This is a genomic window from uncultured Bifidobacterium sp. (genome assembly GCF_963540075.1).
Lineage (GTDB): Bacteria > Actinomycetota > Actinomycetes > Actinomycetales > Bifidobacteriaceae > Bifidobacterium.
On the sequence record NZ_CAUTOG010000037.1, the window covers coordinates 1 to 15,064 of the forward strand.

At 67.1% G+C, this 15,064-nt stretch carries 14 protein-coding genes; 8 read left to right on the plus strand and 6 right to left on the minus strand.

Annotated elements, in window-relative coordinates; all coding sequences use genetic code 11:
• The 3 genes from RWX87_RS05290 to RWX87_RS05300 all read left to right on the plus strand — a co-directional run.
• A partial coding sequence (locus RWX87_RS05290) for a PLP-dependent transferase (protein WP_314688314.1) occupies positions 1-378 on the plus strand: 378 nt, incomplete at its 5' end.
• A 3-nt stretch (positions 379-381) separates the two neighbouring features.
• A complete protein-coding gene (locus tag RWX87_RS05295) occupies positions 382-1,722 on the plus strand; it encodes an amidohydrolase (protein ID WP_314688316.1) in 1,341 nt (446 codons plus the stop codon).
• Positions 1,723-1,927: 205 nt separating this feature from the next.
• The gene (locus tag RWX87_RS05300) at positions 1,928-2,839 is read left to right on the plus strand and encodes an SPFH domain-containing protein (RefSeq protein ID WP_314688319.1); all 912 of its coding nucleotides are present in this window, start codon (positions 1,928-1,930) and stop codon (positions 2,837-2,839) included.
• Between the two features lie 145 nt (positions 2,840-2,984).
• Here RWX87_RS05300 and RWX87_RS05305 read toward each other — a convergent pair whose 3' ends face one another.
• On the minus strand, positions 2,985-3,830 hold the full coding sequence (locus RWX87_RS05305) for a patatin family protein (RefSeq protein WP_314688321.1): 846 nt from the start codon (positions 3,828-3,830) through the stop codon (positions 2,985-2,987).
• A gap of 121 nt (positions 3,831-3,951) precedes the next feature.
• Complete coding sequence (gene murI / locus RWX87_RS05310; protein WP_314688341.1) at positions 3,952-4,770, minus strand: glutamate racemase; 819 nt, start codon at positions 4,768-4,770, stop codon at positions 3,952-3,954.
• A 292-nt stretch (positions 4,771-5,062) separates the two neighbouring features.
• Here murI and dapF point away from each other — a divergent pair, with 292 nt between their 5' ends.
• Positions 5,063-5,983 (plus strand): diaminopimelate epimerase, encoded by a 921-nt coding sequence (dapF, locus tag RWX87_RS05315; protein ID WP_314688322.1) that lies wholly within the window; start codon positions 5,063-5,065, stop codon positions 5,981-5,983.
• Positions 5,984-6,015: 32 nt separating this feature from the next.
• On the opposite strand, the gene RWX87_RS05320 is transcribed toward dapF, so the two are convergent.
• Positions 6,016-6,765, minus strand: coding sequence for a vitamin K epoxide reductase family protein (locus RWX87_RS05320; protein ID WP_314688325.1), 750 nt, complete (start codon positions 6,763-6,765; stop codon positions 6,016-6,018).
• A gap of 172 nt (positions 6,766-6,937) precedes the next feature.
• Between RWX87_RS05320 and RWX87_RS05325 the strand changes: the two genes are divergently transcribed.
• Positions 6,938-7,837: a PHP domain-containing protein gene (locus RWX87_RS05325; protein WP_314688328.1), complete on the plus strand. Its 900-nt coding sequence runs from the start codon at positions 6,938-6,940 to the stop codon at positions 7,835-7,837.
• 70 nt (positions 7,838-7,907) lie between these two features.
• Here RWX87_RS05325 and RWX87_RS05330 read toward each other — a convergent pair whose 3' ends face one another.
• Entirely contained in the window at positions 7,908-8,132 is a 225-nt protein-coding gene (locus RWX87_RS05330) for a DUF3107 domain-containing protein (protein ID WP_314688330.1), read from the minus strand.
• A 184-nt stretch (positions 8,133-8,316) separates the two neighbouring features.
• Positions 8,317-9,831 (minus strand): phosphotransferase, encoded by a 1,515-nt coding sequence (locus RWX87_RS05335; RefSeq protein WP_314688344.1) that lies wholly within the window; start codon positions 9,829-9,831, stop codon positions 8,317-8,319.
• Between the two features lie 167 nt (positions 9,832-9,998).
• On the opposite strand from RWX87_RS05335, the gene RWX87_RS05340 reads away from it, so the two are divergent.
• Positions 9,999-11,501, plus strand: a complete 1,503-nt coding sequence (locus RWX87_RS05340) for an ATP-dependent helicase (RefSeq protein WP_399552312.1) — start codon at positions 9,999-10,001, stop codon at positions 11,499-11,501.
• 31 nt (positions 11,502-11,532) lie between these two features.
• On the opposite strand, the gene RWX87_RS05345 is transcribed toward RWX87_RS05340, so the two are convergent.
• Complete coding sequence (locus RWX87_RS05345) at positions 11,533-13,248, minus strand: zinc-dependent metalloprotease (protein ID WP_314688335.1); 1,716 nt, start codon at positions 13,246-13,248, stop codon at positions 11,533-11,535.
• Between the two features lie 438 nt (positions 13,249-13,686).
• On the opposite strand from RWX87_RS05345, the gene RWX87_RS05350 reads away from it, so the two are divergent.
• Both RWX87_RS05350 and RWX87_RS05355 read left to right on the plus strand, forming a co-directional pair.
• The gene (locus tag RWX87_RS05350; protein WP_399552313.1) at positions 13,687-14,451 is read left to right on the plus strand and encodes a PDZ domain-containing protein; all 765 of its coding nucleotides are present in this window, start codon (positions 13,687-13,689) and stop codon (positions 14,449-14,451) included.
• 82 nt (positions 14,452-14,533) lie between these two features.
• Complete coding sequence (locus RWX87_RS05355; RefSeq protein WP_314688337.1) at positions 14,534-14,971, plus strand: DUF3052 domain-containing protein; 438 nt, start codon at positions 14,534-14,536, stop codon at positions 14,969-14,971.
• Positions 14,972-15,064 lie beyond the last annotated feature (93 nt).

The following is a 15,064-nucleotide window of genomic DNA, read 5'->3' on the forward strand; positions in this document are numbered from 1 at the left end:
GCACGGCATCTTCGCGGCATCCCGCATGTGCTACGGGTCAACTACTCGGGGCTTCCCGACGACGACCAGAAGGACCTCGTCGCCAAGTACCTTCCCGACGGCGTCGGCACGATCCTTTCCTTCCTCGTCGACGGCGACTACTCCAACGTGCGCCGCATCATCGATGCGGTGAGGCTGTTCACCTACATTCCCAACATCGGGGACGCGCGATCGCTTATCGTCGACCCCGCCCGCATCACGCACCGTGAGGTGCCGGCCCGGTTCCGTGAGGATGCAGGCGTCTCCGACAACCTCATCAGACTGTCCATCGGATTGGAGGATTCGGCCGACCTCATCGCCGACCTCGACCAGGCCATCGCCGCCGGATACGAGGACTGACCCATGAGCGCAGGAAGCGGCGTGGAAGCCGGTGGAATGAGGGAGGCGTCGGGAGAGAAGCCGACCGACGCCGTGTCGTCAACCGGGACTGAGGCAGGTATCCCCGCATCGGAAGCTCCGGCAGACTTTGCCGGACAGCCGAACCTGTCGGACTACCTCGTCGGCAACTACCGGTGGTTCCATGCGCATCCCGAACTCTCCTACGGGGAGGTCCGCACCACGGCGCGGATACGGGCGCTCCTCGAGGCCAACGGGATCGAGACCCTCGATTCCGGCCTGCGAACGGGCCTTGTCGCCATCGTCCGGGGTGAGGCATCGGAATCCGGGGACGGTCGGGACGGACGTCGTGGTCGTGACCGCCATCCGGTGATCGCCATTCGCGGCGACATCGACGCGCTTCCCCTCGCCGAGGACACGGGGCTGCCCTACGCTTCGCGCACCGCAGGAGTGATGCACGCCTGCGGGCATGACGTGAACCTTTCCGTCGCCCTGGGCGCCGCCATCCTTCTTCAGCGTCGTCGGACCTCCCTGAATGGGGACGTCAAAGTGGTCTTCCAGCCTGCCGAGGAGGTCCGTGCCGACGCCCAGCACCCCACGGGCGCCGTGGCCGTCCTGCGCACGGGGGTTCTTGACGACGTGGAGGTCTTTTTGGGCACTCACGACACGGACGCTCTGGACGTCGGGACCATAGGAATCAGTCCGGACGGTGTGTCGGGATCCGTCGACAAATTCCGCATCGATGTGACCGGACGAGGCACCCATGCCGCGCATCCCGACAAGGGCGTCAATCCGGTCGTGGTCCTTTCCTCCATCGTGGGGGCCCTGCAGAGTATCCCCTCCCAGAGCGTCGATCCCACGCATCCGCGCGTGCTGACGGTCACGCATATCGAGGCGGGGGAGACATGGAACGTCATCCCCTCCGACGGATTCGTCGAAGGAACGGTCCGGACGGCTGATGTGGAGGACAGGTCGCTTATCGAGGCGACGCTCCGCCGCGTCTCGACATGCATCGCCGAGGCCTTCGGAGCCTCCGCCGACGTGGCGTGGACGGCGAGTTCGCCCAGCGTCGTCAACGACCCCCAATGGGTGCCCGTCGCGCGCGAGGCCGCCTCCGCCGAGGGACTGGCCGTGGCGCCGTCGCCGGCGACCCTCGGTGGCGAGGACTTCTCCTACTATCTTCAGGACGGGCGTCCCGGTCTGTTCGCCCATGTCGGCGTCACGAGTCGGGACTTTCCGGCGCATGTGGTCCACTCGCCGCGGTTCGCCCCCGACCCGGCCGCCATCCTTCCCGGTGCGAGGTTCCTCGCTCGCATGGCCGAGGAGGTGCTGATGCGGCTTCGATGAGGGGGTGCGCTCCTCGCCGGAAGCGTGGGTCTTCAAGGGTTTCACGGCGACGGGGCGTTGTCCCGCTCACAAGCGATTCCCCGACCCCGTACCAGCCCGGGGGCAGCCTTACGCACGCCTCCGGCGGCAGCCCTCCTGATAGGATTGAGATGACATGCGCGGCGTCGCGAGAGCGCCGACGTCAGGGAAAGCCAAGGGGGACTTCATGATCATCGCCATCATCCTCGTCGTCATCGTCGTGGCCCTGTTCGTGCTCGGCATGTACATCGTGCCGCAGCAGCAGGCGTACATCCTCGAGCGTCTCGGGAAGTACCACAAGACCCAGTACGCGGGGTTCCATCTCAAGATCCCCGTCGTCGATCGCATCGCCACCAAGACGAATATGCGCGTCAGCCAGCTCAACGTGCAGCTGGAGACCAAGACGCTCGACAACGTGTTCGTCACCGTCGTGGCCTCCACGCAGTTCCGGGTCAATCCCGAGAACGTCGCCACGGCCTTCTATGAGCTGCGCGATCCGGCCGGGCAGCTGCGCTCCTACATGGAGGACGCGCTGCGCTCCGCGATTCCCGGGCTCAACCTTGACGACGCCTTCGCCCGCAAGGACGATGTCGCCGCCGACGTGCAGCGCACGGTGGGCAACGAGATGTCGCGCTTCGGATTCACCGTCGTCAAGACGCTGATCACCTCCATCGACCCCAGCCAGCAGGTGAAGAACGCGATGGACTCCATCAACGCCGCGCAGCGCGAGAAGGAGGCCACCCGCCAGCGCGCCGAGGCGCAGCGCATCCAGATCGAGACGCAGGCCGCCGCCGAGGCGGAGAGGAACAGGCTGCAGGGCGAGGGGCAGGCGAACTACCGGCGGGAGATCGCCAACGGCATCGTGGACCAGATCAAAAGCCTGCAGGCCGTCGGCATGAGCATCGCCGACGTCAACAACGTCGTGCTGTTCAACCAGTACCTTGACGTCATCCGATCGCTCAGTGAATCCAGCAACGCGAAAACCGTCGTGCTGCCCTCCTCGACCCCCGGCGGATACCAGGACTTCTACAACCAGATCACGCAGGCGCTGCTCACCGGCAACGATGCGGCCAAGCAGAGTTCGGAACCGACGAAATAACAGGGTCCCGAGGCGACCCCCGTCCGGACTCTGGCGGGGGGAACCGGGGACGGATGGGATTGACCCGCGTTGGTCGCGGCGGCCGAACTATTCGGGCCACCCCTCCTGCGGCTCCCCACCCAGGAGCCCCGTTGCGTAGCCCCGATCAGCTCGCCAGGAAGGGCGCGATGGCCTCCGCCGCCGCATATCCCTTGCGGTACATGCGCTCGAGGCCCTCGTAGGACTTGGACAGCGTGTTGAGTCCGCACAGGTCGTCCGGCGCGAGGATGAGAACGGTGCCGTCTTCTTCGTACCGCTTGGCGAGGGCGACCTCGTCGTTGTAGATGCGATAGCGGTTGAGCAGGCGCTCGCCCGCCACCGGCCAGTGCCGCGACAGCACCCGTGCCGGGCCCACGTCCCTGTGCTGCTCGCGCAGGATGTCCCTCTGACGGGTGAGGATGAGCACCACGCGATCGTAGCCCTCGCCGAGGGCTTTCTGCACCGGAACCGGGTCGGCGATGCCCCCGTCGAAATACGGGACGCCGTCGATGTAGTACGGCTCGCAGGCCACCGGCACGGCCGAGGACGCCTTCATCACGTCGAAGTCATCGTAGTGGATGTCCGATTTGTCGAAGTACTTCGTCGACCCGTCTCTGGCCTCGCACGCCACCACCGTGAAGCCCGCGGGATTCGCCTCGAAGGCCGCGTAGTCGACCGGGTACTCCCCGTCGTGGTTCGACAGCGTGCCGTAGACGTAGTCGAGGTCGACGAAGTTGCGGTCCTTGACGAAGTTCCCGGGGCTCGCATACTCCTTGCGGAACGCGTATTCGGTGTAGAAGCGGTGGTTGCGCCCGACCTGCCCGGCGATGAACGAGGTCATGTTGGCGCTTCCCGCCGAGACCCCGTAGCAATGGTCGAACGAGATGCCGTCGTCCAGGCAGCGGTCCATGACACCGGCCCCGAATATCGCCCGGAAACCCCCGCCTACGTCGATAAGAGCCGTTCTTGTCATCTCATCGTCCCTTTCCCATGTTCGAGTGACTGCCTGTGTCCTTCGCCGAGGTTCGGCGTCGTTGCCGGTCGCGGGTCCCGATTCCTCATGCGCGTTGCGCGTATCCGCCATCGTGCCCGTATCAGTGGATGGAATCGTTCGTGTCGGCCGCCTCGTTCTCGTCGCCCTCCTCGAGCAGGCTGCGTGACAGCGCGGCCACGGCGGGGGAGCGGTCGGAGTTCTCCACGTTCACGGAGCCCGTCTGATCGTCGGGTGCCAGCTCGTCGTGCTCGGCGAGAACATCGCTCAGATGGCGAGCGGTGCCCTCGTTGCCGTCGATGATGGCTGTCCGGGGGTCCAGCAGATCCCGGAAGTGATGGCGGAAGAAGACGAAATGCGTGCATCCCAGGACCACCGAGTCCACCGTGGACAGGTCGTAGCCGTCGAAGTACCGGTGCAGGGTGCGCATGACGAGGTCATGATCGCCGAGGCGGCCGCCCTCGACGATCTCGACGAGGTCGGGGCAGGGCTGACGCAGGATGACGTTGTCGCGATCGAAACGGTCCATCAGCGCCGCGAACTTATGCTCGCGCAGAGTCAGAGGCGTCGCGGCGACGATGACCCGCTGAGGGGTTCCTCCACCGCGGTCGCAGGCCACCTTGAGCGCCGGCTCCATGCCGATGATGGGGATGTCGTACGCCGCCCTCAGCTCATTCACCGCTGCTGAGGTCGCCGTGTTGCAGGCGATGACGACGGCCTTGACCCCCCGGGTCACGAATCGGTCGACGATGGCGAACGCGAGCCGACGCACCTCCTCGGGAGGTCTCGTGCCGTAGGGCGCGTTGGCGGAGTCCCCGAAGTATTCGATTCTTTCGTGCGGCAGATCCCTGCGGACCTCACGTACGACGGACAGCCCTCCCAGGCCCGAGTCGAAGACCCCGATTGGTGCCGTCGATGCCATGCCGATCCTCCCGTCATCGTCCTGCAGGCCCGCGCCGACGAAGCGATCGGCAGGGGCGAGCGATGCCATCCACAGTACCTCGCGTCGTTCTTCGCCATGGGATTCATCGCATCGCGACGAGCCCCAGATCCCGGTCGGTCAGACGTGGTGGGTCGGGTCCGGACGGGTGCGAACGGAGCAGGCAACGATGGAGCAGGTGCTAGCGGAGCCCGTTGGACCGGGGCCGCGGTTCCTGGCCTCGCCGTCCGCTGGAGCCGGTCGTCGACCGGGACGGCGGGACTATCCTCGAAACATGAGCATTCCCGACACCATCTACAAGGCCCATGCCACGGGCAACGACTTCATCGTCTACGAGGACGAGTCCGGGCGCTTCGACCCCATGCCCGCCGAGGTGAGGGCGTTGTGCGACAGACATCGCGGAGTCGGGGCCGACGGGGTGCTGCGGCTCGCCCGTTCGCGGGCCGTCGAGGGGATCTCCCCGGGACTGCGTCACGACTGCATGGAGGCCGGAGCCATGTGGTTCATGGACTACCGCAACGCCGATGGTTCCGTGGCCGAGATGTGCGGGAACGGCACTCGCGCGATCACCCTCGTGGCGCAGAGGCTCGGACTGGTCCCGCGGCAGGTGGGGTCCACCTTCCCCCTCGGCACGCGCGCCGGGGTCAAGACGCTCACCTTCCTCGGTGACGTCGAACCCTACGGAAGGAACGTCTTCCGCGTGGATATGGGTCCCTGGCGCCAGGGGGAGGATGACTCCTTCGAGGTGACCATTCCCGGAACCCGAGGGGAGGCGCGCGGCACCTTCGTCGATATGGGCAATCCGCATGTCGTCGCCGTTCTCGGAGGTTCGCGATCCGTTTCCGGAGCGGCCATGCTTCCGGCGCTCGAGGAGCTCGACCTCGTCACCAAACCCGTCGTCAGCCCCGTCCTCGAATCGGACCAGAACGTCGAATTCGTTCGCATCGACGGGATCGACGACGACGTCGAGGACCGGATCGGCCACGCCTCCATGCGCGTCAACGAACGCGGCGTGGGCGAGACGCTGTCATGCGGGACGGGTCTGTGTGCGACGGGCGTCGTGCTGCGGGCGAGGACCGGCGTATCCCACTGGGACGTCACCGTGCGTGGGGGCGTTCTGCGCGTGGACGTGGACGACGACCATGTCGAACTCACCGGACCGGCCACCATCGTCGGCCGGGTCGCGCTTCTCTAGTTGCTCCGCCGTTCCGGCATCAGGCGGGTCCGTCAGAAGATCGCGGCGCCGTCCTTGAGGAGGATGAGAGCGACCAGCGCGACGACCCACACCACGTCGACCATCAGGTCGTAGTTGAGCCTGTAGTAGGTGAGAAGGCCCCTCGGTTCCGTCCCGCCTGATCGTGGCAGCTCCTGCACGGTCACCGTGGCGTGGGACAGGGCCATGAACTGGATGGTTGTCGCGAACATGAGGCCCAGACACCACGGGCACAGGGCTCCGATGACGAACATCGACTGGGTGAACAGCCAGTAGGCATACAAAAGGGCCACCAGGCCGCCCAGCCAGGTGCACAGCGCGAACCAGCGCGGGACGGCGACGCGCGCCAGTCCGAGTACCGCGATGGTGACGAACACGCTTTCGGCGGCTATGCCGAAGAAGGCGTTCGGGTAGCTCAGCCCCGCGAAGTGGATGATCTCCGCCTGCCAGGATTCGGCGACCGTGGAGCACGAGAGCACGCTGTTGACGTCGCAGCCAAGCAGGGCCTTCGGGTGACGGGCGAGCTGCAGGGTCTCCGCGGACAGCACAAGCGAGACGACGAGCGCCGCCACGGAGGCGAACAGCATAACCGCATACGTCCAGACGGCGCCGTGACGCCATCCGTCCAGACGTGGACGCGCCGGCGTCAGAGCCGTGGTCCCGCGGTCCGTCGCGTCGGCCGTCCGACCCGCTGCTTCCCGACCATCAGCCGTCCTCGCGGCATCGTCCACGCCGTCCTCGGCTCTGTTCCCGTCGTCGGTCATCGTTGTCCCTTCCATCTTGCGCGTCCGGTCGTCGGCGTCGCGTCGCGGCGCATCCATGACGTTCTCGTCGTGACTGTCGGTCCACGGGCCCTGAATCCACCGGGAACGTCCAGAGCATCCGCTCGGGACGGGAGGTGAGGCGAGTCGCCGGAACCCGTCCTACGATGAACGCATGACGCCTCTGAGAATACCCGATGTAGCCCCCACGGCGGGTTGGGACATCCACTGCCACACCGTCTTCTCGGATGGGACGGAGACCCCGGAGACATTGGCGGGTCTCGCGGTGCGTGAAGGTCTGCACGGGGTCGGCATCACCGACCATGACACCTGGGCCGGATGGCCGGCGGTGCTCCATGCCTGCCATGCCGTCGGGATGCCTGCGCTGCTGGGAACAGAGGTCACCGCGGATGACGGGGGCGTGTCCGTCCATATGCTCGCGTATCTCTACGACCCGTCCGATCCGGCCGTATCCGGGATGTTCCGTCGGACGAGGGAGGCGAGGCTCGGTCGTGCCCGCCGGATGACCGAGCGTCTGGCGAAGGACTTCCCCATCACCTGGGATGCCGTGCTCGCCGAGGTCAGACAGGGGGAGTCGACGACGGTGGGCCGGCCGCATATCGCCGACGCCCTGGTCGCGGCCGGCGTCTATCCGACCCGTTCCGACGCCTTCTCAGGGGCTCTGGCGTCCTCGAGTCCGTACTACATACCCACGCCATCCCCCACCGCCCATGAGGTGGTGGATGCGGTGAAGGAGGCCGGGGGAGTGAGCGTCATCGCCCATGCCGGTGATCGTGGCCGCAACAGACATCTGCTGTCGGATGCGCAGATCGAGGCGCTTGCCGACGACGGACTGGACGGCCTCGAGGTCTGGCATCGCGGCAACGACCCCGATCAGCGCAGGAGGCTTCTGGATATCGCCTCACGCCGTGGGCTGCTGGTCACCGGTGGATCGGACTGGCATGGGTCCGGGAAGCCGAACCGGGTGGGTGAGAACCTCACCAACGATGTCACGGTGGGCGAGATCATGTCCCGTGGCGTCTCGCCCGATCGTATCGAGGGGGCACTGGAATAGGTTCCGAAGCCGCACGAAACAGGAACCCGGTCCACCCGTCCGCCTCTGGATTCATCGGGGTCGTTTACCTCTACAGCGCTCCGAAGCCCACGGCGTGCTTGGTCTCGGATCCGATGATCGCGTAGCCCAGCGCCGTGGAGGGAACCACGATATGGCGTCCCTTGTCGTCCGTCAGATCGATGACCTTCCCCGCCGCCACGGCCTCGGCAATGGCCGAGCTGACGGCCTCAGCGCTCTGGTCGCTCGAGAAGCTCACGGGTCGCGCCACTTCGCGGATTCCCAGTTCGATGTTCATCTGTCCTCCTTCTGTTGCGGATGGTCCGATACGCTCGGGCCTCCGTTCCATCCTTGTTGTCGTGCCCATGCCATTCGGTCGCTCTGTTCCGTCATCCTGTCCCACGGACCGATGCGGACGGTTTTCGGACCGGCACGGTTGCATCGGAGCATTGCCCATTCCATTGTGCCCGCCAGTCGTCGGCTTACGCCTCCGGCGAGCCTTGGGAGCCATCCAACCGCCGAGGGGTCGGCGTGGCCGTCGGCGTCACGGCCCTTCCAAGGTCGTTCAGCCGCATATCCCCCGAGGCGAGATCGGCCTCGGCGTTGCGTTCGGCGAGTCTCTGCTGCTCGACCTGGGGGATGACGGTCGTGGAGGCGCTGGAGTCCGAGGCATGGATTCCTTGGGTCGCGATGCCGTCGGGGGATTGCGCGTGGCCGTCGACGGTCACCGCCCGCGCCACGGAATCGGCGTCGTGGTCGGCCTTCGTGACGTCGCTCCCTCTTCGGGTCTCACCGGTCTCCTCGCTGAGCTCGTCATTGAATTCGACGCTCATCCCGCGGAGAGTGATGGTTCGGCTGTCAGCAGAGGGCGATGCGTGTCGTGGAACGGATGCCGCGGCATGGTGCGCCGGTGCGGCATCGCGTGCCGCGCCAGGAGCGGGGGTGGGATTCGACTTCTCGGCGGCGTTCGCCGTGGGGTCCTGCCGATCCGGGGAATCCAGCAGCGAACCCACGGTGATGGTCGATGACGAGGGGGAATGCGGCGACGGCCGTCCGGCCTGACCCTGTTCCACGCCCCGTCGTCCGGAGACCCGTGCGGAGGCCACGCCAAGCTGATGAGCCAGTCTTTCCACCTGGGCCCTGCAGCGGGTGATCCTGTCGTTGTCCGCCCGATCCAGCGCCTGGACGAATTCGCCCACCTGCTCGATCTGCAACCAGAGGTTGGCGCGGGGCATGATCATGCTGTCGAGACGCGAGCCCATCATCCTCCCGTACGAGGCGAGCACGGCATTGCGGTGGTCGGCGTCGAGCTTGGCGAAGATCCATGCCAGGTCCCTTGCGGGGTCGTTCACCTGCATGTCCTGCCAGTTGGTGATGGCCGTGACGATCGAGCCGTCGAAGAGGACGTCCCCGTCGCGGAACCTGCCGTGCACGAAACAGGTGGAGAAGGCCCACAGGCCTTCGGTGTCGAGCAGACGGGACCAGCTCTCGGTGATCTCACGCGGAATGTGACCGGATCGGCGGAGCTGCACGGTCCATGTCGCCAGCTGTGCGCGGATGTCCTTCGTGGAGAAGACGGGGTAGCCGCCCTTGCCGAGGAACGAGGGGGGGATGCGGTGGATGGCGCCGATCACCGTTCCCATGGCCGAACAGTCCTCCAGGGTGAGGAGGTCAAGGGGACGGGACACCCCCGCCCGGTGCATGGTCACGAGAACCGCATGGGGCCTGGTGGGGCTTGCCGGATCCTCGCCGGGCTCATAGGCCAGGACCTTGTCGACGGCGAAGCTCAGACCGTTGGCTCCCCAGAAGTCGGCAAGCGTGCGGGCCGCCTTCGCCCTGCCGCTCAGACGCTGTCTGCCGGCGTCGGAATCCGTCGCGAACACGTCGTATGCAGCCCCGGACGCGTCCTGCACCACCGCCTGCTGGATGCCCAGACTTCGATCGGCCTCATTGGTCTGGGCGCTGTCGCGCACTCCCGAGGCGACCACGGCAGGCATGGCGGCCGAGGCCAGTGCCGTCAGAAGGAGTTTGCTGCTTTGTGTCACGATGTCCAGCCTAATACACGACCCGTCTTCGATGCCGTCTCATCAGGGGGTGTTCGGTGATTCCGTCGGTTCCCCCTCCTCTACGCCGATCGTTTCCCCAAGACGCACGCGCTGGCACAATGGAGAGCATGAGCATGGCGGCGGAGAGGGTTCTTGAGGGTCTGGACGACGATCAGAGGGACGCCGCCACCGCCGTGGAGGGGCCGGTGCGGATCATCGCCGGCGCCGGGGCGGGCAAGACCCGCACCGTCACGCGCCGCATCGCCTACGCCTGCGCCAGCGGCGCCTGGGATCCTGATCGTGTCCTCGCCGTCACCTTTTCGGTGAAGGCCGCGGCCGAGCTCCGCTCCCGGCTGTCGGAACTCGGGGTGGGCGACGCCGTGACCGCCGCCACCTTTCATTCGGCGGCTCTGCGCCAGCTGCGACGGCTGTGGCCGCGAATCAGCGGCTCGCGCTTCCCGTCGATTCTTGAGGATCAGCATGACCTCGTCTCCCGCGCTCTGACGCGCGTGCTGGGTGACGAGGGCCCGGCGGCAGCCGCTCTCCGGGACGTCCAGGCCGAGATCGGCTGGTGCAAGACCAATCTCATCGACCCTGTCGACTATCCGCGGGTCTGCGACGCTCTGCATCGTCTCCCCCCCGCCGATCTGGAGGCCACGCGTCTCGTCGACGTCTTCCTCGCATACGAGCAGGAGAAGACCGCGCGCGGCCGCATCGACTTCGATGACATCCTGCTTCTCGCCGCGCATGTGCTCGATGCCTTCCCCGAGGAGGCCGCCGAGGCGAGAAGGGGCATCGGATGGCTCACCGTCGACGAGTACCAGGACGTCTCGCCGCTTCAGCATCATCTCCTCACGCGCTGGCTGGCGGGGAACCGCAACGTGTGCGTCGTCGGGGACCCAGCGCAGACCATCTACTCCTTCGCCGGCGCCAGCGGCTATTATCTGCTGGATTTCGTCCGCGAATTCGCTCCTCTGTCACGTGACGTCACGCTGAGCCGCGACTACCGCTCGACCCCGCAGGTGGTGAACTGGGCCAACAGGATCCTTTCGTCCTCGCCGGACCGCGGCGACTACATCCGGCTGTCCTCGATGCGGGACGACGGAAGCCGCGTGCAGCGCACGGTGTACGACACGGACCTCGAGGAGGCCCAGGGGGTCGCGCGGCGGATCCTTCGCATGACGGACAGAGGCGCCCGTCCCGGGGACTTCGCCGTGCTCAGCCGCATCAACGGCCAGCAGGAGGTGGTCTGTGAGGCCCTCCGGGAGAGCGGTCTGCGGTATCGCGTCCGTCGCGACGGGGACTGGCGGCGGGACGCGGTGGACAACGAGGCCGCCAAGGCCGCCATGCTGGAGACTCTGGGACTGACCGGCGACACTTCGGCGGTGACCGTATCCACCATCCACGCGGCCAAGGGCCTCGAATACCCCCATGTGTTCCTTGTCGGCTGCAGTGAGGGTCTGATGCCCTTCGGCTCCCCGGAGGCCGGGGAGCGCCTGGAGGAGGAGCGTCGGGTGCTGTACGTCGGCGCCACGAGGGCCTGCGACACCCTGCATCTGTCCTATGCGCGGCTGGCCGACGGCATGGGGGGGGCAGTCCGGGCCCCCAGCAGGTTCCTCTAGGATCCTGGGAATTCCGGCTGATGCGGAGGAGTCACGACGTCGGGGTTCCGTCGGTGGGGCCACCGTCTTCGGTCGGATCGCCGTGGCCGCTGCCGTCATGGGGCGTGTCGTCCCCGTCGGCCTGGTCTCCCGCGTCGTTCCGATGTCGGCCGTCCCCGGTCGCGTCATCCCCCGATCCGCTGCCGGTTCTGCTTGCTCCGGGCCCGCCGTCGGCGGCGTCGGATGCGCTCCTGTCGCCGTTCTCCTCGTCAAGCAGGCGCCGCAGTTCGGCGTCCCAGTCGATCCCGTCGTCATTCGGAACCACGTTCGCCGCATCGGCGTTCGTCCCATCCGCGGCGCTCGGCCCGGTCTGGTCGGTTGGGTGGGCGTCGGCTGACGAAACCCGTCCTTCGATGGCGGGCACCTCGCCGGTGACCTCGGAGTCCGCGGACTTCTCGTCCGGCAGATGAGGCAGCAGATCGGGATGGGACCACAGCGAATCCCTGTCCCCGACGCTTTTCCCCGCGCCGATGGATTCCCAGACCTCGGCGGCCTCCCTCATCCGACGCGGGCGCAGATGCAGGCCGAGCAGTGATTCGAAGGTTCGTTCGGCGGGGCCGCCCACGGCGCGTTCGCGTCGGGCCATCTCCCGAAGCTGTTCGAGATGCGGGACATGGGCCATGCAGGCTCGCCAGACCACCGCGTCCACCCAGCCCTCCACGAGAGCGAGCAGGGTCTCCAGGGCCTTCAGCGCCTCGCGTTGCTCCGGGGTGTCGCTGATGCCCACGTTGGTGAGGTTCATCGCCCCGGAGATGGATTCCGGATCCATGGACTGCGCGTCGCGCAGCTGGCTTTCCATGGCGTCGAGGTCGATGTCCACGCCGCGGGCGTACTTGCCGATCAGTGCCTCGAAGCGCGGCATCAGCCAGGGGACCGCATGGAACAGACGCGCATGGGCCGCCTCCTGGGCCGCCAGGAAGGCGAGCGTCTCTTCCTGATCGAGCTCGAGGGACTTCGCGTAGGCGAGGACGTTGGCGACGATGAGTCCGCCTGCGGGATTGCCCGCCAGCAGGGGCAGACCCTGGTCGAAGCTTCCCCGCACCTCGCGGGACAGTCCGCCGGCCGCCTGGCCGAGCTGCATGGCGAAGGACGTGTTGCCCACGAGCCGCATCAGCGTCGCGGGGTCGCGGATGCCATCGGGCAGGGGGATGGGCACCGGGCCGGCGAACAGACCGGTGACCTCACCGCCGAAGGACCCGCCGAAGCGCTCGGCGATGACCGAGGCCAGGGCATCGCTCATGGACTTCGCCACGGGCGCCGCGAAGCCCGCCCATGAGTCCAGGGTCCCCTCGACCCAGCCCGAACGGGTGAGCGCGGCCATGTCACCGGCCACGGGGTCGAAGGCGCAGGCGGCGTCCAGCCACAGGTTCGCCTCGCTCGCGGCGCGGGTGACGGCCTCGGCCTGCTCGGCGGTCACCGCGTCGTCGTCTTCCGCCGCCCGTCGCAGCGCGATGCTTGTCGCCAGTTTCACGTTGATCGGCCCGGAGCCGGCCACGCGCGTCATATCGTCCACGGTGTTGAGCCCGCCCGCGGTGAAGGCCTGCATCAGGGACTGCACGTCCGCCGGCTTGGGAAGCTTCGACGGATCCTGGCTCATGAGCTGGTCGCGCACCTCGGCCGGCAGCTGAGACAGCTGGCTCCATGCCAGCTCTCCCTGAATGGGGCCGAAGCAGTCGATCAGCCATCGGTGAATCGCGTTCTCGTCCATGCTGTCTCGTCCTTAGTCCTTGGGTCCCGGCTCGCGGACCGAATCGCCCATGGTGCCGCTCGGACCCGTCGTCCTTGTCCTTCGACGGTCATCGGCCTCGTTCATCCCGTGCTCGTCCGCGGGTCGGACCGTCGACCACGTCCTGCCCTCCATTCTCCCTCACCTTCGTGTCGCGTGCCAGCGCCGCAGGGGAATGCGCCGATGGCGGACGTGCGGCCCCTTGCGGCGCTGAGGCGTTGACCTTGTCATGCATTCATGCGCAGGCGTTCAGAGGACGGCCATACACTGTGGCGTATGACCCCAGTCGTGATGCGCCACGCGGGCTCCGATGCCCCGGACGATGCCCGGACGTCCCTCGCGTCCCGTTGCCTCCTGCGCGCGCGGGATCTGACGAGGTCCCTGCGACGCCATGTCCATGGTCGTCCGCCGGGGTTCTTCGTGGGCGCCGCATGCGTGGCGCTGTGCCTCATCGTCCTCGTTCTGCCGAGCCCCTACGTCATGGAGTCCCCAGGTCCGACACGCAACGTCCTGGGATCCATCGACGGCACCCCCGTCCTCTCCGTCTCCGGCGTCTCGGTCCACCGCGGCGCGGGACGCCTGCTGATGACGACCGTCAACGCCACGGGCGTGCCGGGCTACTATGCGAGCACCCTGGAGTCCATGGTCGCCTGGTTCCTGAAGGACCGGACGGTCCTCCCCAGCGAGGCCGTGTTCCCGGTCGGACAGACGGCCGATGAGTACCGTAGCGAATCCGACGGGCAGATGACCTCCTCGGAGGACTCCGCGACGAAGGCTGCGCTCGCGTTCGCCCGCACCTCGCTGGGCATGGACGTCGACGGCGTGAAGGTCACCATGCATACGTCCGACATCGGAGGTCCCTCGGCGGGGATGATGTACGCGCTGGGGATCATTGACGCGCTCACCGCGGCGGATGAGACGGGCGGACTCACCATAGCCGGCACGGGCACGATGTCCGCCACGGGGAAGGTCGGGGCCATCGGCGGCATCCGTCTCAAGATGCTCGGGGCGAAACGCGACGGAGCCACATGGTTCCTCGCCCCCGCGTCGAACTGCGACGAGGTCGTCGGCCACGTTCCTTCGGGCCTGCGGGACGTGAGGGTTTCGACGCTGGCCGGAGCATACAAGGCCCTGGTCGCCATCGGCGAGGGGAAGGGATCCGACCTTCCTCATTGCACGGCCTGACCCATGAGCCCTCCGACGTTGCATGGTCCGCATCATCGCCGGTTTACTCCGCTGTTCGAGCAGTGTTGGTATATTGTGCTGCGTGAATGAAACGGCATCGCAGAACGCTGAGGAGTTCGGTTTCCGCTCGGGGAACATCATCCAGGAGTGGCTGTGGGACGATGACGTCGACGAGGGCATCCGCACCAAGGTCGAGAAGCTGACGGATACGGAACTGGTCGACGAGGATTACGACTCCGTGGTCGACGGTGCCATCATCTGGTGGCGGGACGGCGACGACGAGGACGGACTGGCCGACACCATCGTCGACGCCTATGCCGTTCTGGGGGATGACGGCCCGCTGTGGGTGCTCACCCCCAAGCCCGGACGCACGGGGGCGCCAAGCTCCAGCACCATCCCCTCCGCGGCGAAGACCGCGGGGATGAACGCCGCGGTGCCTCTCACCGTGAGCCACGACTGGAACGGCGTCAGGCTGCGCGCCTTCGGCAAGGGGCCGGACCGCGGCGAGCACGGTCGCTGAGCCCGGCCCTTCCGTCCTTCCGAGTCTCACGCGCCCTTCCCGGGGGCTGACGAAGACAACCCCGGAAGGGCGCGTGAGACGCCTGCGACGACG